The organism is Virgisporangium aliadipatigenens, assembly GCF_016863615.1.
GTDB lineage: Bacteria > Actinomycetota > Actinomycetes > Mycobacteriales > Micromonosporaceae > Virgisporangium > Virgisporangium aliadipatigenens.
Genome location: NZ_BOPF01000006.1, coordinates 270,501 through 291,673, shown reverse-complemented (window position 1 = coordinate 291,673; position 21,173 = coordinate 270,501). Strand labels below are relative to the sequence as shown.

The 21,173-nt window shown below is 72.5% G+C and carries 18 protein-coding genes; 9 read left to right on the top strand and 9 right to left on the bottom strand.

What is annotated here, in order from left to right:
- On the bottom strand, window positions 1-633 hold a 633-nt coding region (locus Val02_RS10630), incomplete at its 3' end, for an RICIN domain-containing protein (RefSeq protein WP_203898785.1).
- Between the two features lie 94 nt (window positions 634-727).
- Entirely contained in the window at window positions 728-1,603 is an 876-nt protein-coding gene (locus Val02_RS10625; RefSeq protein WP_203898784.1) for an oxidoreductase, read from the bottom strand.
- 102 nt (window positions 1,604-1,705) lie between these two features.
- On the opposite strand from Val02_RS10625, the gene Val02_RS10620 reads away from it, so the two are divergent.
- A complete protein-coding gene (locus Val02_RS10620) occupies window positions 1,706-2,584 on the top strand; it encodes a helix-turn-helix transcriptional regulator (RefSeq protein ID WP_203898783.1) in 879 nt (292 codons plus the stop codon).
- 5 nt (window positions 2,585-2,589) lie between these two features.
- Window positions 2,590-3,222: a hypothetical protein gene (locus tag Val02_RS10615; RefSeq protein ID WP_203898782.1), complete on the top strand. Its 633-nt coding sequence runs from the start codon at window positions 2,590-2,592 to the stop codon at window positions 3,220-3,222.
- Here the strand turns inward: Val02_RS10615 and Val02_RS10610 are convergent, their stop codons facing one another.
- The 3 genes from Val02_RS10610 to Val02_RS10600 all read right to left on the bottom strand — a co-directional run bounded on the left by Val02_RS10610 (window position 3,223) and on the right by Val02_RS10600 (window position 5,624).
- Window positions 3,223-4,047, bottom strand: a complete 825-nt coding sequence (locus Val02_RS10610; RefSeq protein ID WP_203898781.1) for a hypothetical protein — start codon at window positions 4,045-4,047, stop codon at window positions 3,223-3,225.
- Window positions 4,048-4,232: 185 nt separating this feature from the next.
- Window positions 4,233-4,820 (bottom strand): HAD family hydrolase, encoded by a 588-nt coding sequence (locus Val02_RS10605; protein ID WP_203898780.1) that lies wholly within the window; start codon window positions 4,818-4,820, stop codon window positions 4,233-4,235.
- A gap of 45 nt (window positions 4,821-4,865) precedes the next feature.
- Window positions 4,866-5,624 carry a DeoR/GlpR family DNA-binding transcription regulator gene (locus Val02_RS10600; RefSeq protein WP_203898813.1) on the bottom strand — a complete coding sequence of 253 codons (759 nt, stop codon included), beginning with the start codon at window positions 5,622-5,624 and terminating at the stop codon, window positions 4,866-4,868.
- 53 nt (window positions 5,625-5,677) lie between these two features.
- Here Val02_RS10600 and Val02_RS10595 point away from each other — a divergent pair, with 53 nt between their 5' ends.
- On the top strand, window positions 5,678-6,916 hold the full coding sequence (locus tag Val02_RS10595) for an MFS transporter (RefSeq protein ID WP_203898779.1): 1,239 nt from the start codon (window positions 5,678-5,680) through the stop codon (window positions 6,914-6,916).
- 67 nt (window positions 6,917-6,983) lie between these two features.
- Window positions 6,984-8,459, top strand: a complete 1,476-nt coding sequence (locus tag Val02_RS10590) for a tetratricopeptide repeat protein (RefSeq protein WP_203898778.1) — start codon at window positions 6,984-6,986, stop codon at window positions 8,457-8,459.
- A 12-nt stretch (window positions 8,460-8,471) separates the two neighbouring features.
- Here Val02_RS10590 and Val02_RS10585 read toward each other — a convergent pair whose 3' ends face one another.
- Window positions 8,472-11,258 (bottom strand): AfsR/SARP family transcriptional regulator, encoded by a 2,787-nt coding sequence (locus Val02_RS10585; RefSeq protein WP_203898777.1) that lies wholly within the window; start codon window positions 11,256-11,258, stop codon window positions 8,472-8,474.
- Window positions 11,259-11,474: 216 nt separating this feature from the next.
- Between Val02_RS10585 and Val02_RS10580 the strand changes: the two genes are divergently transcribed.
- Window positions 11,475-11,996 (top strand): VOC family protein, encoded by a 522-nt coding sequence (locus tag Val02_RS10580; protein ID WP_203898776.1) that lies wholly within the window; start codon window positions 11,475-11,477, stop codon window positions 11,994-11,996.
- The gene (locus Val02_RS10575) at window positions 11,993-12,685 is read left to right on the top strand and encodes a DsbA family oxidoreductase (RefSeq protein WP_203898775.1); all 693 of its coding nucleotides are present in this window, start codon (window positions 11,993-11,995) and stop codon (window positions 12,683-12,685) included. The genes Val02_RS10580 and Val02_RS10575 overlap by 4 nt, the downstream gene beginning before the upstream one ends.
- Here the strand turns inward: Val02_RS10575 and Val02_RS10570 are convergent.
- The 3 genes from Val02_RS10570 to Val02_RS10560 all read right to left on the bottom strand — a co-directional run bounded on the left by Val02_RS10570 (window position 12,682) and on the right by Val02_RS10560 (window position 18,177).
- Window positions 12,682-15,279, bottom strand: a complete 2,598-nt coding sequence (locus Val02_RS10570; RefSeq protein ID WP_203898774.1) for an ATP-binding protein — start codon at window positions 15,277-15,279, stop codon at window positions 12,682-12,684. The two genes, Val02_RS10575 and Val02_RS10570, sit on opposite strands and share 4 nt — an antisense overlap.
- A gap of 2 nt (window positions 15,280-15,281) precedes the next feature.
- Window positions 15,282-16,562, bottom strand: a complete 1,281-nt coding sequence (locus Val02_RS10565; protein WP_275415560.1) for a cobalamin-independent methionine synthase II family protein — start codon at window positions 16,560-16,562, stop codon at window positions 15,282-15,284.
- Between the two features lie 100 nt (window positions 16,563-16,662).
- Window positions 16,663-18,177: a ricin-type beta-trefoil lectin domain protein gene (locus Val02_RS10560; protein ID WP_203898772.1), complete on the bottom strand. Its 1,515-nt coding sequence runs from the start codon at window positions 18,175-18,177 to the stop codon at window positions 16,663-16,665.
- A 195-nt stretch (window positions 18,178-18,372) separates the two neighbouring features.
- Between Val02_RS10560 and Val02_RS10555 the strand changes: the two genes are divergently transcribed.
- From Val02_RS10555 to Val02_RS10545, 3 genes are all read left to right on the top strand, one after another.
- On the top strand, window positions 18,373-18,864 hold the full coding sequence (locus Val02_RS10555) for an anthrone oxygenase family protein (protein WP_239152676.1): 492 nt from the start codon (window positions 18,373-18,375) through the stop codon (window positions 18,862-18,864).
- A 169-nt stretch (window positions 18,865-19,033) separates the two neighbouring features.
- Entirely contained in the window at window positions 19,034-20,059 is a 1,026-nt protein-coding gene (locus Val02_RS10550; protein ID WP_203898771.1) for a glycoside hydrolase family 11 protein, read from the top strand.
- Window positions 20,060-20,117: 58 nt separating this feature from the next.
- A complete protein-coding gene (locus tag Val02_RS10545; protein WP_203898770.1) occupies window positions 20,118-21,053 on the top strand; it encodes a serine hydrolase domain-containing protein in 936 nt (311 codons plus the stop codon).
- The last annotated feature ends 120 nt before the right edge of the window (window positions 21,054-21,173 follow it).

Genomic DNA, 21,173 nt, shown 5'->3' with positions numbered 1-21,173 from the left:
GTCCCCGCGCTCACCCGTGGCCTGCTGCTGCGACTCCACCCGAGAATCTCCGTGCGGCTGCGCCTCGGTTCGCGCGGCCGGTGCTCCTTCCGTACGGCGGCTCCAAGCCTGTTTGGTGTTGATTCGCGCGCGGGTGGAGGTGGGATCGCACCACCAGATGGACAGTTCGGTGCCGTCAGCCGGCTTTTCGCCGAACTGAGTGGCGATGTCGAGGCACTGCCCGGACGCGAGTCGGCTCGACATCCGGAAGGAGTCCTCGAAGCTCCAGCGTTGTGCGGGATTGTGGGTGCACCACGCGGTCTGAACGCGGGTGCCGGGCGCGGTCCGCGCGCCCGCCACGTCGAGGCAGAGTTCCGTCTTGGCGGAACGGATCGTGCCGTCGCCGGGCTCGTCCCACCACTGGGACAGCGCGCCCGGGTCACAGGCGCGCAGGGTCACGCGGGTCCCATCCGTACCGGCTGTCGCGTCGGCACATTTGCCGGAACTCTCCTGCATCAACATCGTGCGCGGACCGGGTCGCTGGAACGCATTAGCGTCCGCCTGTGCGGAACCGCTGGACGTGTCCACCACGGCGACGACGGCGGACGCCAGCCCCAGGACGCAGGCAATGGCGGCGATGACGAGTCGCCACAACGGACGAAAAGGAAACCGCATAGCCGCAACAACGACAACCGCCGCTCTCGGGTTCAACGACCAAAGCTCCAGCGGGTCCGGACAATGCGATCGGCTACTCCAGGTACGACACCCCGGTCAGCGCGACGGCCGCCGCCCACAGCCGCCGCCCGACCTCGGGATCGCGGGCATGCTCGCTGGCCCGCACCTCGGTGACCCTCCCCCGCGTCTCCCCGAGTCCCGACGGCCCGAAGAACTGCCCGCCCCGCACGCCGGCCGCCGTCGCCGCGTACAACTGCGGCAGCGTGCCGCGCTCCACGGACTGGGTGGCCCGCTTCGACACCGCGTTGATCAGCCGCTGCTGGAACGCCCCGCGATGGGCGTTCGCCCGCGGCGTGAGGTTGGTGTCGGTGAGGCCCGGATGGGCGAGCACGCTCATCACCGGCGAACCCGCGGCCCGCAGCCGGCGATCCAGTTCCAGGCCGAAGACCGTGGTCGCCAGCTTCGAGCGGCCGTACGCCCGGCTGCCGGTGTAGTCGCGCTTCGACATCAGGTCGTCGAACTCCAGCCGCGCCCGCTTGTGCACGATCGAGCTGAGGCTGACGATCCGGTCCTTCACGCGGTCCAGCAGAAGGCCGGTCAGCGCGAAGGGGCCGAGCATGTTCGTGCCCAGGTGGAGCTCGAAGCCGTCGGCGGTCTGCTGCCGCGGCCCGAGCAGCACCAGGCCGGCATTGTTGATCAAAAGGTCGATCTCGCCGACCCCCTTGGCGAAGGCGCGCACCGACGCCAGGTCGGCCAGGTCCAGGTGGCGCACCTCCGCCCCGGCCGGGGCCACCCGCTCCCCCGCCGCCGTGTTGCGCACCGCCATGATCACGTGCGCGCCGTGGCGGGCCAGTTCCGTCGCCGTCACCCGGCCGAGCCCCGAGTTCGCCCCGGTCACCACCGCCGTGCGTCCGCGCAGGTCCGGCATGTCATCCGCTGTCCATGTCATGCCGACGGACCGTAGGGCCGCGCGCCGTCCGGCCCGTCGTTCGCGTCAACCTGGGACGCGTTGTCCTACCCTGCCGGACGGCATCATGGGCACACTTGCCGTATGCCAGACGATCGCCCGTTCGCCCGGGAGCTCGGCGACTTCCTGAAGGCCCGCCGCAGCCGCCTCACCCCGGAGGCGGCCGGCTTCGCCCCCGGCCCGCGGCGCAAGGTGGCCGGGCTGCGCCGCGAGGAACTGGCCCTGCTCGCCGGCCTCAGCACCGACTACTACCAGCGCATGGAACAGGGCCGCGACGTGCGCCCCTCGGACGACGTGCTGGACGCGCTGGCGCGCGCGCTCACGCTCGACGACGACGAACGCCGCCACTTCTTCGCGCTCGCGCACGCCGCCCGACGCCCGAGCGCCACCCGCCCCCGCCGCACCACCGAACGGGTCCCCGACAGCACCCGCCGCCTCCTGCACTCGATGGGCTGCCCCGGCGTGGTGCTCGGCCGGCATCTGGACGTGCTCGCCTGGAACGACCTCGCCGAGGCGCTGCTGGGCGACCCGCGCGTCATCCCGCCGGCCGAACGCAACATGCTCCTGCTGCTGTTCCGCGACCCGGAGACGCGGGCGCGCTGCCCCGAGTTCGAGTCGACCGCACTGGACTACATCGGCATGCTGCGCAAGGCCGTCGGCCAGGACCCGACGCACCCCCGCGCACTCGCGGTCGTCGGCGAACTGAGCATCCGCAGCGCGGAGTTCCGCCGCCTGTGGGCGCGTCACGACGTGACGGAGACGACGCACGGGACGAAGCTGTTCGCCCACCCGAGGGTCGGCATGATCACGCTCGACTGGGACGCATACCCGCTGCCCGGCGCCCGCGGGCCGGTCCTCGTCGCCTACACGGCCGAGCCCGGCACCCCCGACGCCGACAAGCTGCGCCTGCTGGCGGACCTGCACGCGGCGGCCACCGGCGAGGGCGGCTCCTGCATAAACTGACGCCCATGGATGAACCGGATCCCGAGTACGAGCCGCTTCCCGACCAGACCGCCGACACGTCGCACGCCTTCGCACAGGTGCTGGGGCAGCTGTGCGACCTGCTCGGCATCGACCGGTCCGGGGTCGGGCTCCGCGAGGCCTTGCAGGCGCTCAAGGACCGGCCAGCACCGGAGGAAGTGTTCGCACCGCTCGTGCTGGCCGGGGTCCTGCACCCGGACCCGAGCGCCAACCGGCGACTCGTCGAGCCGGCGGTCGCGGCGTTCGGGCGGCGCCGGGTGAAGCGCGCGCTGCTTGCGTACCTGCGCGACGGCACGGCACCGCAGCGGGCCGGCGCCGCCCGCGCCTGGTACTGGACCCTGGTACCCGTCACGTACCGGGCCGGCGAGGACAGGCCCACCGCGAAGAGCCTGGCGCGGTACAACGAGTTCGTCGACCTGGAACGCGAGTGGCAGGAGACCGCCCTGCGCGTCTTCGTCGCCGACGAGCACCTCGACGTGCGCCGCTGCCTCCTGCCCGGCCTCAACCTGCGCGCCGACCAATGGTCGGAGGAGGATCGCCCGCTGGTGGCGCGGGCCGTCGAGATCGCGCGCAACCATCCGGACGGGTACCTGCGGCACCGGGTCGAGCACCAGGTCTGATCAGCCGTCGGCGCACACCGCGTACGCGGCCAGCCGCCACGGCCCGCCGAACCCGTCCGCGTCCTCGAAAGCGGTCACCGTGGCCTCGCCGTTCTCGGCGTAGGACGCCTCGAGCCACACCTGGTGCGCCCCGTCCGCGATCTCCCCGCCGGTGCCGAACATCCGCTCGCCAGGCGGGCACGTGGCGGTACGCGTCGCGCGAGAGGCGGAGCCGGTCTGGGTCCCCCCGGAGGAGACCAGGTGCTGGCCGGGCAGCGGATCGGCGCACACCGCGCGGGCCACCAGCCGCCACGAACCGGCGTATCCGTTCTGGTCCTCGGAGGCGCTGACGGTGACATGGCTCAGATCGTTCATGATGTCGAGCCCGTCCAGCCCGACCTCGCCGTCGCCGCCGATGATCCCACCCGAGACGCCGAGGACGCGCTTCGACGGCGGGCAGTAGACGCGCTGCCGGCGTTGGTTCAGGGAGCCCGCCGGCGAGACCTGAGCGACGATCTCGTACCCGGCCGGCGCCTTCTCGCACACCGCCGTCGAGGTGACCGCCCACGTCGCGGACGTGCCGGCGCCGACCTCCTCGGCGACGGCGGCGCTGCGCGTGTCGTCGAGCAGCGGCCCGACAGCGGTTAACGCCACGTGCCCGTCACCCGACACGAAACCGCCGCTGCCGATCACGACCCGGCCGGGCCCGCACTTCACGCTCACCTGCTTGTCCCCGCTGGTGAACGCGCTCCGCTTCGACTCCGTCGCGGCCAGCGCGGGCGCACCGTCCACAAGGGACACGGCCAGCGTCACGGCGAACACGGCCGCCGTCGGGACGATTCTCATGGGTACCCCCGTCGGGATGATCGTCGGGGGTCACCGGCATCCTATCCGGCCGCTACCGTGGGCGTGCCCAATCCGGCGCTCGCCGCTGCGCAGCCGGCCGTCGTGAACGTAGCACCGCGCGTGGTGTCCACTGTGGACGTTCGCGAGTGCCGGGCGGGTGATCCGTCATCGCCGGCCGCCGAGGACTAACCAACCGATGAATTCAGCCCGTCGATGCCGGTGAACAGCCGCGTCCGGAAGCCCAGGGCGGCGGCCGCGTCGATGTTGCCGGCGTTGTCGTCGACGAAGAGGATCCGCTGCGGCGCCGCGTCGAGCGCACGCGCACACCACTCGAACGCCCCGGCCTCCGGCTTGGCGTGCCCGATCCGGCACGAGAACGCCACCAGCTCCAGCCGGGCCAGCCACGGCTGCGCCGCCTCGTAGTGCGCGGCCAACTCCTCGGGGATGTTGGACAGCAGGGCCACCCGCCGCCCCTCGTCGACCAGCCGCTCGACCAGCGCCACCATCTCCGCGTCGACCGCGCTCCAACTGGCGATGTCGGCGGCGATCAGCGCGGCGACCCGCCCGTCGTCGAACCGGGTCCCGAGCTCCTCGGCCACCAGCCGCCAGTAATCGGCGCCCTTGAGATCGCCGCGATCGTAAGAATGCCGCCGCCCCCAGTAGAGCGGGTGCAGCCCCGGCACACCCACGAGCCGCTCCAGCTCGGCCCACCCCGCCGCCGACTGCTGCCGCGCGATCACACCGAACAGATCGAAGAGCAACACCTCGCTCATCACACCGCCCCCGCTCGCCGCCCAGCCATCACCCCGCGCGCTCACTCACACGGCCCGCACGGTGACGCCCTCGGCGCGCAGCGCGTCGGTCTGCCCGACGGGTGCGCCGCTGTCGGTGACCACCACGTCCAGCTCGGCGGCCGGCGCGACGAACGCCAACGCCGTCCGCGCGAACTTCCCCGCGTCGGCCACGGCGATCACCCGGTGCGCGGCGGCCATCGCGGCCCGCTTGACGGCGGCGTCGGCCAGGTCGTACGCGGTGAGCCCGTGCCGCGCCGAGAGGCCGCAGCAGCCGATCACCGCCGTGTCGAAGCGCAGCGCGGCCAGCGAGGCCTCGGTCAGCGGCCCGGTCATGGCCAGCTCGCCCGGGCGCGGCTCACCGCCCGGCACGAGCAGCCGCAGCTGCGGCCCGCCGACGAGCGCGTTGGTGGCGTGCAACGACAGCGGCATCACGGTGAGGCGGCGGTGCACGAGCACCCGCGCGACCTCCAGGCAGGTGGTGCCGCTGTCCAGCACCACGGCCTCCCCGTCGTCGATCATCGCGGCGACGGCCTCGGCGATGCGGTGCTTCGCGTCGCCGTCCTCGTGCTCGCGCAGCTTGAACGGCGGCTCCTCCCCGCGCAGGACGACGCTGCGCGCACCGCCCCGGTAGCGCTCCAGGACGCCCTGCTCGGAGAGCACCTCCAGGTCCCGGCGCACGGTCATCTCCGACGTGCCGGTCAGCTCGGCCAACTCGGCGACGCTCAGCCGGCCGACCTTCCAGACGGCCTCGGCGATCTGACGGTGTCGCTCCACGCCCCCTATTGAACACCGGATCGCACTTTCGAACAAGCATCGTGTTTGTTACGTTCGTTCGCGTGAACAGAACCCTGCGGGCCGCGCGCCTGGCCACGTTCGCCTACTTCGCGCTCAACGGCTTCGTGCTCGGTGTGTGGGTGGTGCACATCCCCGCCGTCGAGCAGCGCGTCGGCGTCGACCACGCCGTGCTCGGCTGGCTGTTGCTGCTGCTCGGCGGCGGGGCGTTCACCGGGATGCGGCTCGTCGGGCGGGTCGCCGACCGCTACGGCGCGCGGCGGGTCATGCCGCTCTGCGGAGTGGCGTGCGGCGCCGCGCTGGTGCTGCCGGCGTTCGCGGTCGACGCGTGGACGCTCGGCGCCGCGCTGCTCGTGCTCGGCATCGGGCTCGGCGCGCTCGACGTCGCCATGAACGCACACGCCGTCCAGGTCGAACGCGCCTACGGCCGGGCGATCATGTCCGCGTTCCACGCGGTCTTCTCCGTCGGCGGGGTGTTCGCCGCGCTGGTCTGCGCGCGCACGCTCGCCTGGGGCTGGAGCGCGCCGCTGACGCTCGGCCTCGTCGCGGCGCTCGGCGTGGCCGCCTCGGTGGCGTTCCTGCCGCTGCTGCTGCCACCGGCCGAGCGCTCCGCCTCGGCGGCCACCGCACGGCCACGCACCGCGCCGGCGCGGATCTGGGTGCTGGCCGCGCTGGCGTTCGCGCTGATGCTCAGCGAGGGGGTGGCCAACGACTGGAGCGCGCTTGTCATGCGCGACGTGCTCGACGCGCCGGCCGCGACGGCGGCGTTCGCCTACGGGGCGTTCTCGACGACGATGACCGTCGGGCGCTTCCTCGCCGACCGGATCGTCGGGCGGTTCGGGCCGGTGGCCGTGCTGCGCTGGGGCTCGGCGCTGGCGGCCCTCGCGCTGGTGGTGATCGTCGCGGCGCCGTCGGTGCCGGTGGCGCTGTTCGGGTGGGCGCTGTTCGGGGCCGGGCTCAGCGGCACGATCCCGCAGCTGTTCAGCGCGGCCGGGCACGCCGACCCGGAGGCCGCCGGCAACAACGTGTCCCGGGTCGCCGGGCTCGGCTATCTGGGGATGCTCGCCGGACCGGCGGTGATCGGGCCGCTGACCCATCTCATGCCGCTCAACCGGACGCTGGTGCTGCCCCTGGTGCTCTGCGTGGTGGCGGCGCTCGCGGCGCACAGCGTCCGGACCCCGGAAACCGGGGCCGGCGCGACGGACCAGGTGGAGGAAAGCGGGACGGCTACTGTCAGAAGGGTAGAAGGAAGCCGCCCCATGGCCTCCACGCCGAAACGCTAACCGGTCGCAAGCCGCCGCCGCAACGCCGTTCCGCGACCCGGGCGGACTGCTCGTAGACTCCCCGCTCGTGACCACACCCGCCGCCCCGGTCGAGACGGCCTTCGCACTGCTGCGCGAGGGCCGCCTGGTCGACGCGCAGGACCTCATGACCCGCGAACTCCAGGCCGTCACCGCCCGCCACGGCCGGGGCGGCCCCGAGTGGGCGGCGGCCCAGTGCGACCTCGGCAACGTGCTGCTCCACGCGGACCAGCTCGACCGCGCGATCGAGTGCTTCCGCCACGCCGCCTCGGTGCCCGGGCACGACCACGAGTCCCGCAAGGACCAGCTCACCTACCGGATGAACCTCGGCACGGCCCTGCGGGCCGCCGGCCGGCTGGAGGAGTCGGAGAAGGAGCTGCGCCAGGGGCTCGAGGAGCGGCTGGCGTTCTACGGCCGCGAGCATCCCGGATACGCGTTCGGGCTGGAGCCGCTGGCGGATCTCCTCCTGGCGCGGGGCGACGTGCGCCAGGCCCGCCGGATCGCCGACGAGGCGGTGCTCAACCTGTGGCGCAACGGGCACGAGCGGGTCGCCGCCGTGCTCGCCCTCCGCGCGGCCGCCATTCACGCCGCCGGCACGGACGAGCCGATGTTCGAGGGACTCGATCAGCTCCCGGACGCCATGGTCGAGCGCCTCTCGGCATACCTGATCGAACGTCTCGACCACCGCGACCCGGCCGCCAAAGGTCTGCTCACCGCGCTCGTGGCCGCCCTGGAGGAACGGCTCGGCGCCGACCACCAGGCGACCCTCAACGCCCTGTCGACCCTGGCGAACCTCGGCCGCGACCTCGGCGACCAGCACGGCCGCGTGGAAGTGATCACCCGCGTGCTCGCCTCCTACGACCGGCAGGGCCGCGACGAACCGGCGCTCATGGCGGCCCTGGCCCTGGCGATGGCGCAGCACGAGGCGGACGACGACGAGGCGGCCCTGCGCACCTACGAGTCGGCGAACGCCCGCGCGGAACGCATCGGCCGCCCCGAACTGCACAGCGAGGTGCTGCGCAACTGGGGCATCGCGCTCAAGGAGGCCGGCCGTCCGGAGCCCGCGGAGCGGCGGCTGAACGAGGCGTTGGCGCAGGCGCGTCGGGGCGCCGACTACGAGACGGTCGGGCGGGCGGGTGTCGCGCTCGGCCTGTTCCTGCAGCACGAGGGGCGGCTGCCGGAGGCCCGTCAGGTGCTGGAGGAGGGGCTGGCCGTCCTGAACCCGGCCCACCCGGACGCGATCGTCGGGCGCAGCCACCTCGGCGCCGTGCGGGAGGGGCGCACCTGCGGCTGCGGCGACCTGTCGGGCACCGTGGCCGACGCGTTCCGCGAGTTCGTGCTGACGCGGATACCGGCCGACCTGCTGGACCGGCTCGAGGTGAGCGTCGAGGACGGCAATTTCAAGGTCGGTGTGCACCTGCGTCGCGAGCCGGCCGAGGGAGAGCTGGAACGGCTCAACTACGTCATGCAGGCCGCGCACGCGGAGTTCCGCCGGCGGGTCGGGGAGCCGCGCTACGCGGGTTGACCCCGCACGTCGTCAGGACCCCAGCCGGTGCCGAACGGCGTCGGCGTCCGCGTGGCCGAGTTCCTCGAGGATCGCCAGTGCCTCGCGCCAGGCGCGCGCCGCGGCATCGGGGTCGCCGACCGCGGTGCGCAGGTCGCCGAGGTGGGTCAGGGTCTCGGCCTCCTGGTAGCGGTCGCCGAGCTGCCGGAACAGCACCAGCGACCGTTCGTAGCAGTCGACCGCCTGCTCGTGCTCGCCCAGGCTGTGGTGGATGCCGCCGAGGCTGTCCAGGGTGGCGGCCCGGCCGGCGGCGTCGTCGAGCCGTTCGTGCAGTCGCAGCGCCTCGGTGCAGTACGCGGCGGCCTCGCGGTGCCGGTTCAGTTGGGTGCTCTCCCAGCCGACCATGTTGAGCGCGTTCGCGCAGCCGGAGAGATGCTCCGCGGCCCGGTACAGGGCGAGGGCCTGCTGAGCGGCCTCCAGCGCGCGTTCGTGCTGACGCTGGCGGTCGAGGACGAAGGCCTCGTAGAGCCTGGTCTGCGCCTGCCCGACGACGTCCGACGACGCGGCGTACAGCCGCAACGCGTGCCCGAACTCGGTGTGCGCCCGGTCGAACTGGCCGAGCTGGGCGAGGCCGCGGCCGAGGCTGCGGTGCGCGCGGGCCTGGGCGGCGGTGTCGTCGAGGCGCCGCGCGGCCGCCACGGCGATCGTCTGGCACGTGACCCAGTCCTGCCAGCGGCCGGTGCGGTGCAGGTAGTCGGTGACCGTCCAGGCGAGCCGTTCGGCGTGCGGGTCCAGCCCCGCGTCGACGGCGCGGCGGATCGCGGCGAGGAGCACCGGATGTTCGGCGTCGAACCAGGCGCGGGCCTGATCGTGGCCGTCCGGGCGCTCCGGCGTCACGCCGGCGGCGGGTGCGGGCACCTGGATCGGGTTGCGGACCGGGTAGAGCTGCAGCGCCGCGGCGAACGCGGTGTGCAGGTAGTGATCGAGCAGCCGGCGCAGCGCCGCCGCGCGTTCCGCGGCGCTGTCCTCGGCCTCGCCGAGTTCGACGGCGTAGGCGAGCAGCAGGTCGTGCGAGGTGCCGCGGCCGGGGGCGGTCTCGACCATCAGGTGTGCCCGCAGCAGCTCGGCGACCAGGTCGTGCGCCTCGTCCGGTTCGACGACGGCGAGGCTGGCGACGGCCGCCACGCTGATGTCCGGACCGGGGTGCAGCCCCGTCAGCCGGAACAGCCGCGCGGCCGGCCGGCTGAGCGAGTGGTAGGACCAGGACAGCACCCGGCGCAGGTCGGTGGCGGCGTCGCCGCCGTCGGCCAACCGGGCCAGCGGATGCCGGCTCGTGCGCAGGTCGGCGGCCAGGCTCGCCAACGTCCAGGCCGGGCGGCCGGCGGCGCGGGCCGCGACGACCGCCAGCGCGAGCGGCAGCCGCGAGCAGAGCGCGATCAGCTCGTCGACGGCGTCCGGTTCGCGCTCGGCCCGCGGCCCGATGCGCCGCGCGAGGAACCGCCGCGCGTCGGCGCTCGGCAGCAGGTCGAGGCCGACCATCGTGGCCCCGCCGATGATCAGGCCGGTGAGCGCGCTGCGGCTGGTGACGACCGCCAGGCTGCCGGGCGCCCCGGGCAGCAGCGGGCGGGCGTGCTCGGCGTCGTGCGCGTTGTCCAGCACGATCAGGCGCCGGCGTCCGGCCTGCACCGACCGGTAGAGCGCCGTTGCGGTGGCCTCGTCGTCCGGGATCTGTTCCGGTGGAACGCCGAGCGAGCGCAGCACCTGCGCCAGGGCGTCGACCGGGCGCACCGGCAGGCCGGGCCCGTAACCGCGCAGGTCGACGTAGACGTTCCCGTCGGGGAACCGGTCGGCCACCCGGTGCGCCCAGTGCACGGCCAGCGCGGTCTTTCCCACGCCGGCGGTGCCGGTGATCGCCGCGACGACGACCGGCCCCGCCAGCGTCCCGCCGGCCGGCAGCAGGGCGTCGAGCGCACCGAGTTCGGGTTCCCGTCCGGTGAAGGTCGACGCGTCGGCGGGCAGTTGCCACGGCACCGGCCAGGGCGCGGCCGGTTGCGGCGCCGCCCGGGGCGCGGGAACGGCGGCGGCGGGGCTCTCGCCGTAGCCGCGCAACAACTGCCGGTGGGTCTCCTGGATCGTCGCCGCCGGCTCCAGCCCGAACTCCTCCACCCAGCGCCGGCGAAGATCCCGGTAGTACTCCAGCGCCTCGGTGGTGCGGCCGCAGGCGTCGAGCGCGCGCATCAGCAGGACGTGCGGCCCGTCCCGCGCCGGATGCTGCTCGGCCAGCCCGAACAGGCGCGCCACCAGGCCCTCGTCGGCACCGACGTCGAGCCAGGCGGCGCAGAGCAGTTCCACGGCGCCGGCGTGCAACTCGTCGAACTCCCGGCCGACGCGCAGCCGCGCGTGGTCGGAGAGCGCGTCGGCCAGCAGCGGGCCGCGCCACAGCCCGACGGTCTCCTCCAGCAGCGCCAACCGGGCCTTCGGGTCGGCCACCGTCGCCGCCCGTTCGACGGCCGACCGGAACCGGTGCGCGTCGACGGTGTCCGGATCGACCTTCAGCCGGTAGCCGAGCCCGTCGGCGACGAGCGCCTCACCGGCACCGCCGAGCTGACCGCGCAGCCGCGAGACGTTGACGCTCAGCTGACGGCGGGCTCCGGGCGGCGGATCGCCCTCCCACAGCAGCGACAACAGCCGGTCGGCCTGCACGGTGGCGCCCGCCGCGAGCAGCAGAAGTCCCAGCAGGCCGCGTTCCCGCCGCCGGCCGATGTCCAGGCGCCGCCCGTCGCCGTAGACCTCGAGCGGCCCGAGCACTCGGAAATCCACGTTCGTGATCATATCGCTGAGCTGCCCGTTAATCCGATGGCAACGGCACGGCAGGCGGTGCGGGCGACAGTGGTCGGGCCGGCGAAGGCAACCGGCTCGGGGGGTGAGCAGCATGTGTGCGGTCGAATCCTGGAACCTGCTCTGACGGCATGGGCGGCGCTATCCCGCCGAAGATGAGGCCAGAGGCTGACCGCATCCAGGCCTAGCGTGGTGGGCATGGATGACAACGCACCCGCCGGATACACCACCGTCGCCCCCTGGGTCGTCACCGACGACACCGGCGCCTTCCTCGACTTCGTCGCAGCCGCGTTCGACGGCGAGGAACTCGGCCGCGTCCCGCTGGAGGACGGCTCCATCGGCCACGCGGAGATCCGCGTCGGGGACACGGTCGTGCTGGCGTTCGACCGGCGGCCGGAGTGGCCCCGCATGCCGTCGCTGCTGCGGGTGTTCGTGCCCGACGCCGATGCCGCCATGGCGCGGGCGGTCGCGCACGGGGCCCGGGTCGTCACGGAGTCGGCGACGCACGCGTTCGGGATGCGGGGCGGCCGGGTGCGCGACCCGTTCGACAACATCTGGTGGGTGAGCGCGGTCGTGGAACGGGTCGATCACGCCGAGGGGATGCGGCGCCTCTCCGATCCCGTCTACGCCGAGGCGATGACGGTCGCGCAGGAGACCCTCGACCGGGAGCTGGGCGGGCATGGAATAGGTCCCGGGGCGCGGCCGTTGCCGATCACGTGAAGCTCGAGGTGTGGTCGGACGTCGTGTGCCCGTGGTGCTACATCGGGAAGCGGAGGCTGGAGACGGCGCTGTCGCGGTTCCCGCACGCGGATCAGGTGGAGGTGATCTGGCGGTCGTTCGAGCTGGATCCCGGCATCCCCGCCGATCGGACCGAGCCGACGCTCCCCCGCCTCGCCCGCAAGTACGGCGGTAGCGAGAAGCAGGTGCGCGGCATGATGGCCCACGTCGAGCAGCTGGCCGCCGCCGAGGGCCTCTCCTACGACCTGCCGAACGGCGTCAGCGGCAACACCCTCCGCGCCCACCAGCTGATCCACCTCGCCGCCGCGCACGACAGGGCCGGCGACATGAAGGAACGCCTCCTGCACGCCCACTTCGAGGAGCGCACCTCGGTCTTCGACGTCGACGCGCTCGTGGCGCTGGCGGCCGACGTGGGGCTCGACGGCGACGAGGCGCGTGCCGCGCTGGCCGACGGCCGCTACCTGCCCGAGGTGCGGGAGGACATCGCGACGGCCCGCGCGCTCGGCATCGACGCCGTGCCGTTCTTCGTGGTCGACCGCGCCTACGGGGCCGCCGGTGCGCAGCCCGCGGAGGTGCTCGTCCAGGTGCTCGAACGCGCCTGGGCCGACAGCCATCCGCTGCGCACCGTGCCGGCCGCGGAGGGGTGCACCGACGACAGCTGCGCGATCTAGGTTCTTGTGGGTCGCCGGCTTCCCGGTGCGGGAGGTGCCGTCCGCGTTGCCCACAGCGCGATGTCGATCCGGCTCCGCAGGTCGAGTTTGCGCCGGACGCCGGCCACGTGGCTGGCGACTGTGCGTTCGCTGATGCCGAGGCGCGCGGCGATCTGCGCGTTGGTGAGGCCGCCGGCGATGTGGTGAACGATCTGCTGCTGGCGAGGGGTGAGTGCGCCCGGCCCGTCTCCGCCCGCCGGCGCCGTGCCGTGGATCGCATACCTCTTGAGGTCCGCCATGGTGAGGGCGCGGCCCCGGTCGGCCGCTGCCCGGGCGGTCGCCGGTCCGACGGCGCGTTCCGCGGTGCGCATGGCCGCCGCCAACTGCGCGTCCCGGAAGCCGTTGAGCTGGTAGCCGATGCCGGCCGCGCCGGCCGCCAACGTCAGGGCGCGCTCGTTCCTGCCCTGCCGCGCCGCGAGGAACGCGAGGCATTGGAGTGCGCCGACGACGGCGTGGTGGTGATGGAACCGGCCGGCCAGCACGGCGGTGAGATATTCGACCGCCGTCGCGTCGTCGCCCCGCGCGATCGCCACGTCGGCGGCCGTGGACAGCAGGAACGCGGCCCAGTGATCGGCGAACCGGTCGGCCATCGGCAGCGTGGGGTCGGCGCCTTTCTCGTGCAGTGCCAGGACTTCGGCGACGGCCTCCTGCGCGGCCTCGACATCGCCCCGGCCCATCAGGAGCGAGGCCTGGATGGTGAGAACGCGGCCGAGTGCGCCGTGCCGACCCGTCGCGCGAAGCCGGCCGAGCAGCTCGGCGCCCACGTCGATCCCGCCGTCGACGTCGCCGTTCAGCCCGCGCGCGATCATGACGCTGATCAGCGCCGCCGTCAGGAGGTCAGGATCATCGAGGGACCGCGCGAGCGCCTCGGCGACGTCGGCGTGCCGGGTCGCCGCCGCCGGATCACCGAGACGACCCGCGTTGACGGAGGTTATCCACGCGGCGCAGGCCCGGTCGGCGGTCGACGTCCGGGGGTCGCCCGTCAGGCCGGTGAGCAGCAGATTGGACTCGGCCAGTTCCTGGCGTGCGCTGAGGAGATACGCCAGCAGCAGGACGAGCGTGGGACGGCGGGCATGACCGATTGCCTCTGCGACGTACACCGCGTACCGGACGTTGTCCATCTCGCCGGCCATCTGGTTGTCCTGGGCGGTGAATGTGCTTCCCCAGTAGTTCCCGGCCAGCCGCTCGAACGTGGCCAGCCATTCGATCAGCCCGGACTGCGCCGCCAGCAGGTCGTCGCCGGCGAGCATCTCCTTGCCGAAGGAGCGCAGCGACTCCAGGATCCGGGACCGGCCGCCTGAGGTGATGACCATCGACTTGCGGGTGAGGTCGGCGAGCAGCGCCCACAGTTGCGTTCCGGTCAGCCCTAGATCCGCGGTGACGGCGGCGGCGGTGTGCTGATCGAATCCCCCGGGCAGGATGCAGAGGCGTGCGAAAACCGCCTTGGCCGTGTCGTCGAGCCCGTCGTAGCTCCACCGGATGGCGTCGCGAAGGCTGCGGTGCCGGGCGGATGTCCGGCCGGTGAGCACGTCCAGGGGTTCGGTCAGGCGGGCCCGCAACTCGTCCGGCTCGAGGAGGTCGCTCTGCCGCGCGGCCAGTTCGATGGCCAGCGGCAGCCGGTCGAGGCTCTCGCAGATGTCGACGACGACGTCGGCCCACCTGTCGGTGTCGAAGTCCGGCCTGACGTCGCGCGCGCGGGCGGCGAACAGCCTGACCACGTCGGCGCCGCGCGCTTCGCTGAGCCGCCGGCCGGCCGAGGGCAGCGGCGCGAGCGGCATGACCGTCTCGCCGGCGGCGCGCATCGCCTCCCGCGTGGTCGTGAGCACACGCATCCGCGGCGCCGCCGTCCGCAGTTCCGTGACGAGGCGAGCCACGGCTTCGATGAGGTGTTCGCAGTTGTCCAGGACGAGCAGGAGCGGACCGGCCCTGGTCAGCTCGGCGGCGACGTGCCGGACCTCCCGCCCGGCGTGGGACGGCCCGGCCGCGGCGCTCACCGCCGGCCCGACGAGCCACTCCCGCGTCACCACGGTGAGATCGACCCACCACACGCCGGCGGGAAAGGCCGGCCGGATCCGATGAGCGAACTCCAGGGCGAGCCGGGTCTTGCCGACGCCCGCGGGCCCCACCAGGCTCACCACCGGAGAGCGGCGCAGCAGGACGGACAGGTCGGCGAGTTCGTGCACCCGGCCGACGAAGAGGTCGACGCTGGGCGGCACGCTCGTCGGCCGCACCTCGAGATCTCGCACCGTCGGCGCCGCGGCGGTCTCCCGCGTTGTCGCGACGGCGTCGCCCTGACCGAACTGCCGGTGCAGGGACGACGCCGGCACACCGAGCACATCGGCCAGCGCGCGCCAGCTCAGGCCACGTGCCCGCCCGAGTTCCACCGCTGAGCGAAGGCCCCGGCCCGCGGCCCGCTGCGCCTCCGCGAACGCCGCCATCATCGCCACGGGGTCGCCGGCGGCGAGTCCCGCCGCCGTTCCGGCCGCCATCAGCCGCCGCAACGCCGCCTCGGCCTCCCCGGCCTGCCCGTCGTCCTGCTCCCGTGCGCGAGTCACGCTCAGTCGCCCGAACCCCACAGCCGATCGGTGGCGATCCGCGCGCCGTCGCGCATCGCTTCGAGCTTCGCCCAGACGACGGTCGGCACCACCGCGCTCATTCCGGCGACCGGCCCGAACCCGCAGTCGGTGCCCGCGACGATGTTGTCCCGGCCCACCACGTCGGCGTACCGGACCAGGCGCTGCGCCACCACCTGAGGATGCTCCACGACGTTGCTGCCGATGTCGATGACGCCCGGGATCAGGTATTTGCCCTCCGGCAGCCGGGCCTCCTCGAACACCTGCCACTCGTGGGCGTGGCGGGCGTTCGCCGCCATCACCATCAAACCGGCCGGCTTCGCCGCGAGCAGCAGATCGATGATGTGATGCAGTTCGATATCCGTGGTCCGGGGCAGTTCACCGCCGCCCCAGCAGACATGCATACGCACGGCCTCGGCCGGAATGCCGGACAGCGCGTAGTTCAATGCCTCGACCCGCATCCGCACGTGCCGCCGGAAATCCCCGACCGAATCGAATGCCGGTGCGCTCATCGCCAAGTCCGGACAATCCACCTGCAGCACGAACCCGGCCGCGTGGATCGCCTCGTACTCGGTGCGCATCGCCTCGGCGAGCGCGGTGAGGTAGTCCTCCTCCGTCGCGTAGTAGCGGTTCGGCGCGCCCTGCGCGATCAGGCCCGGCGACGCGGAACTCAGGAACGCCGATGACGTTCCGGCCGCCGTCGCGGCTGCCCGCAGGGTGGCGATCTCGGCCTGCAACGGGTCGTGCCCCACGTACGACACCGGCCCCTCGCACGCGCGCACCCGGATGCCCGAGGCCGGCGCCATCACTGTCATGAGCCGCTCCGCGTAGTCCGGGAAGTCCCGGATCGCCACCCCCATCCAGGCGGTGGCCTCGGCGATCGACACGCCCTCGACGAACCCGGTCAGCCGTTCGGTCGCGTAGGTGAAGTAGGCGGCCTTGTCGAATTCACCGTCGTTGAGCAGGTCGACGCCGGCCGCCGCCTGCCGACGGGCGACCTGCTCCACCGCGGTGCGCACCTGTTCGCGCAGCTCGGTCTCGTCGACATCCGCGCCGGCCTCCCGGGCCATGACCAGACTCAGCAGTTCCTCCGGTCGCGGCAGGCTACCGGCATGAGTGGTCGCAATGCGGTCGGCATGTCCGAGCAATTCTCTTCCCTTCCCAGAACAGTTCGCCGCGCGTGTTCCACGAAGAACCGGCAGCTCACGAATGCCACAACTCTGGCAGGAAGGCCCGGCGCGGAAAATCCGCAAACAAAGCAACACGCATCGCCGGCGGAGCACCCGCGCACGGTGACCGCGGCGGCCGAAGCCGCACCTCGGACGGGGTTCCGCCGGTCCGCCTGTCCCACTTCGGGACAGGGGCTCAGCCGATATACCACTTGTGCTGCTGGGCGTTGCCGAGGCAGACCCAGGCGTACACCTCCGGGCCGTCGAGTTCGTAGACGCCGTGCCAGCCGTCGGCGCACTTGCCGCTGGCCACGCCGACCATCATCTCCTGGTCGAAGCGGAACTTCTGCTCGGCGGCGTTCGTGCACTTGACGGTGCGCAGGTTGGTGCCGTCCACCGGGTTGGCCGGGATCTCCAGGCAGAGGCCGCGGTTGCGGATGGTGCCGTCGGTCTGCACGTTCCACTGCTGGTCGGCGGCGCCGGTGCAGGGCTTGATGTGCGCGTTGCCGTTCTCGCCGGTGCTCGTCAGGCAGCGGTTGGAGGCGCGGTTGAGCAGCCTCGGCATCAGCGGGGCGGGCGGCGACGGGGACTTCGTCGGCGATGCCGCGGCAGAGGCGCTCGGCCGCACCGACGGGGAGGCGGAGGTCACCGGCGTCGGCGACGGTGCGGGGCCGCCGAGGCGGCTGTCCTGCGCGTAGTAGCCGACCAGCGCGTGCACCTGTTCCGAACGGTCGCCGGTCGCCCTACCCTCCTTGCCGGGCACCTGCCGGGCCGCGTCCGTGCCGACCTCGAACGCCGCCACGGCCAGCTTCACGGGGTCGCCGGAGACGCCGTTCAGCTCCGTGAGCAGTGCGCACAGGGTGCTGCCGAGCACCGGGATCGCGCTCTTGGGGTCCCATGCGGAGGCGTCCTTGGGCGCGTGGGCGTTCCACACCTCGGGCTTGAACTGCGCGATCCCGCGCGCCCCGTCGCCGCCGAGCTTGTTGGGGTTGAACCCGGAGGCGACCATCAGGTGCGCGGCGACGAGCGCGGGCGTCACCTGCGGGCAGACGGAGCCGGCCTGTTTGACCGGCGCGACGTACTCCTCGGGGACCGGCTTGGCGGAAAGGTCGGCGGTGCGGGCCCCGCCGAACTCCGGCTGTTCGGCGTACCAGGCGGCGTAGGCGTTGACCTCGTCGACGTAGCTCTCGGCGCGGTCGGGGATGCCGCCCTCCTTCTTCACCGCGTCGATGCCCAGGTGGTAGGCCGCCAGCGCGGTGCGCCACGGGTCGCCGCCGACCCGGGCCAGGCGCAGTTGCCCGACGATGTCGCACACGTGGTGGGCCAGCGCGGTGATGTTGGCGCCCTGGTCGGTGCGTTCCGCCTTGGGCCAGGGCACCCATGCCTTCCAGGTCTCCTGCGCCAGGCCGGCGATGCCCTCCCGGCCGGTCGGTTGGCGCGCCTGGGCGTTCATCCGGGAGTTCGCCATGAGTTGCCCGGCGAGTCGCGCGGAGCTGAGCGTCGGGCAGGAGCGCGCCGCCGTGACCACATAGGACAACAGCTCCGGGGGAACGGGCAGACCGGCCTTCGGCTCGGGATCCGCGTTAGCGAAACGGGTACCGCCGGTGGCGACGACCGTGCCGGCCGCGGCGACAGCGACCGCCGCGGCGACGGCGACGGCGATCCGGGCGCGGCGCCGCGCGAAGAACCGTGCCAGCGGGATCCGTCTCATGTGTGGCCGCCCTCCTGAACTCCGGACGGCACAACGGGTGCGGCGGCGGCCGGTTCAGCTTGATCGATCTCCCGGAATGTGATCCGGGTCACTCCCGGGCCGCCTCTCCCGCACAGGCGTCACCGTAGCGCCTGGCGTATGGGGTGGAGACGCTCGACGATTCCCGGCCGGCGGCCGCTGCAGTTGACTGGTCGCATGTTCGCACTACGGGTGACCGCGCTGATCGCGGCGACCATGACGACCGGGTTGACGGCCGGTGTGTTCGGGCTCTACCAGCACACCGTCATGACGGGATTGGGCCGCACCGACGACCGCACCTTCGTCGGCGGGTTCCAGGCGCTGGACCGGGCGATCATCAATCCCTGGTTCATGTTCAGCTTCCTCGGCGCGCTCGCGTTCACCATCGCGGCGGCGTTCCTGAACCCGGGCCGGCAACTGCTGCCCTGGATCCTCGCCGCGCTCGCGCTGTACGCGATCGTCTTCGTCATCACCATGGCGGTCAACGTGCCGATGAACGACGCCCTGAAGGCCGCCGGCGACCCGGACTCCATCGCCGACCTGGCGCAGGTGCGGCGGGCGTTCGACGAGGCGCGCTGGACCGCGTGGAACCTGGTGCGCACGCTCGCCACCACGGCGGCGTTCGGCTGCCTGTGCTGGGCGCTCGTGATGCGCGGCCAGTTCCGGTAGGAACGCTGAAACTATCGGAAATCATTCATCGAAACGCGATCAAGTATCCGCAGGTCAGCGCCACTTAACCGGGGAAGCATCGACATCCACCGTTGACTTCTGGGCGGAATCGGCCGAAAACTGTTACGCACTTTTACGGCCGCCACCCTCATGAGGAGGATGCAGCTACATGAACGAAACCCCCGCCCGCCCGAAGGGCAGGACCGGCCGCCGCCGCCTGTTCATCGGGGGCATCGCCACCGCGGCACTGGTCGCGGCCGCCGTGAGCCTGCTCGCCCCCAGCGCGCACGCCGAGGCCGACCGCACCCTCACCTCGAACCTCACCGGAACGCACAACGGCTTCTTCTTCTCGTTCTGGAAGGACAGCGGCAGCGCGAGCATGACGCTGCGCGAGAACGGCCGCTACTCGAGCAGTTGGAACAACGGCACCAACAACTGGGTCGGCGGCAAGGGCTGGAAGCCGGGTAGCAACCACACGGTCACCTACTCCGGCACCTACAACCCGGGCAACCAGAACACCTATCTGGCGCTCTACGGCTGGACCACCAACCCGCTGATCGAGTACTACATCCTGGAGAACTGGGGCAGCTACAACCCGGCCTCCCAGGCCACCCGGATGGGTTCGCTCACCACCGACGGCAGCACCTACGGCATCTACCGCAGCCAGCGGGTCAACGCGCCGTCGATCATCGGCACCGCCACGTTCTACCAGTACTGGAGCGTGCGCGAGTCGAAGCGCACCGGCGGCACGATCACGGTCTCCAACCACTTCAACGCCTGGCGCAACGCCGGCATGAACCTGGGCCAGCACGACTACCAGGTCATGGCGACCGAGGGCTACCAGAGCAGCGGCAGTTCCGACATCACGGTGCGCGAGGGCAGCGGCCCGCAGCCGACCAGCGGCCCCACGAGCAACAGCCCGAGCAACCCGGGCAACGGCAGCTGCACGGTCAGCGTCTCGCGGGCCGAGGAGTGGAACGACCGGTTCAACGTGACGTTCGCCGTCAGCGGCAAGAGCAACTGGACCGTGCGGATCAACGCCGGTAGCGGCCAGTCGCTGCAGAACAGCTGGAACGCCTCGATCTCCGGCACGTCCGGCACGCTGACCGCCACACCCAACGGCAACGGCAACAACTTCGGCATCACGCTCTACAAGAACGGCAACAACAGCACACCGTCGGCCAGCTGTTCCTGACCGCACGGCACGCAGCCGTAGTACCGCACCGCGTCCGGTGCGGTACTACGGTGTGCGGATGGCTGAAGGCTTCGGGGAGTTGGACGGCCTCCACGGCGTGGTGGCGCTGCGCGGCGGCGAGCCGCTCGTGGAGTGGTACGGCAGCGGCGCGGACTTCAGCTGGAACACCCCGCTCGGCGTGCGCGAGTTCGGGCCGGAGTCGCTGCACGACCTGCGTTCGGTCACGAAGAGCGTCACCGGCCTGCTGTACGGGATCGCGCACGGCGCGGGCCTCGTCCCCGGCCCCGCCGAGCCGCTGTTCGCGCACTTCCCGCAGTACCCCGACCTCGCCGCCGACCCTGACCGCGCCCGCCGCACCGTGGCGCACGCGCTGACCATGTCGCTCGGGCTGGAATGGCGCGAGGAGGTGCCCTACGACAGCCCCGCCAACGCCGAGATCGCCATGGAGATGTCCGCCGACCGCTACCGGTATGTGTTGGAACGGCCTGTGCTCGGGCCGCCCGGCGAGAAGTGGAGCTACTGCGGCGGGGCCAGCGCCCTGCTCGGCAAGCTCATCGCCGACGGGACCGGTAGGCCGCTTCCGGACTACGCGGCCGACGTGCTGTTCGGGCCACTGGGCATCACGCAGTTCGAGTGGCTGAGCGGGGCGGACGGGGTCGCGTCACCGGCCTCCGGGCTGCGGCTCACGCCCCGCGACCTGGCCCGCATCGGTGAACTGGTGCGCAGCGGCGGGGCTGAGGTCGTTCCCCCGGAATGGCTGGCGACCATGGTCGAACCGCGCCTGCGGACCGACTGGGGCGCGCAGTACGGATATCACTGGTACATCGAGAGCTTCGCGGGCCGGCGGACGCTGACCGCCGCGGGCAACGGCGGACAGCGCCTGCACGTGGTGCCCGAACTCGAACTGACCGTGGCGATCACGGCCGGCAACTACGACGATCCCGAGCAGTGGCGCACCCCGAACGCCGTCCTCGAACGCCTCCTGAAGACCTAGGAGCGCGGGTCGGCAGTACCGCGGGCCGATCCTCACCATGTCCAGCCGCCGGGCCAAATTTCTAGCGGCTGCCTCAGACTTCTAATGGTTGTCTCAGATTCGCTCGGTACGAATTCGGTG

Bases quoted from the DNA above. Each gene is read 5' to 3' on its own strand.
- Val02_RS10545 (WP_203898770.1), top strand. From the start codon at position 20,118: ATGGCTGAAGGCTTCGGGGAGTTGGACGGCCTCCACGGCGTGGTGGCG.
- Val02_RS10615 (WP_203898782.1), top strand. From the start codon at position 2,590: ATGGATGAACCGGATCCCGAGTACGAGCCGCTTCCCGACCAGACCGCC.
- Val02_RS10605 (WP_203898780.1), bottom strand. From the start codon at position 4,820: ATGAGCGAGGTGTTGCTCTTCGATCTGTTCGGTGTGATCGCGCGGCAG.
- Val02_RS10580 (WP_203898776.1), top strand. From the start codon at position 11,475: ATGGATGACAACGCACCCGCCGGATACACCACCGTCGCCCCCTGGGTC.
- Val02_RS10560 (WP_203898772.1), bottom strand. From the start codon at position 18,177: ATGAGACGGATCCCGCTGGCACGGTTCTTCGCGCGGCGCCGCGCCCGG.
- Val02_RS10550 (WP_203898771.1), top strand. From the start codon at position 19,034: ATGAACGAAACCCCCGCCCGCCCGAAGGGCAGGACCGGCCGCCGCCGC.
- Val02_RS10610 (WP_203898781.1), bottom strand. From the start codon at position 4,047: ATGAGAATCGTCCCGACGGCGGCCGTGTTCGCCGTGACGCTGGCCGTG.
- Val02_RS10620 (WP_203898783.1), top strand. From the start codon at position 1,706: ATGCCAGACGATCGCCCGTTCGCCCGGGAGCTCGGCGACTTCCTGAAG.
- Val02_RS10625 (WP_203898784.1), bottom strand. From the start codon at position 1,603: ATGACATGGACAGCGGATGACATGCCGGACCTGCGCGGACGCACGGCG.
- Val02_RS10555 (WP_239152676.1), top strand. From the start codon at position 18,373: ATGTTCGCACTACGGGTGACCGCGCTGATCGCGGCGACCATGACGACC.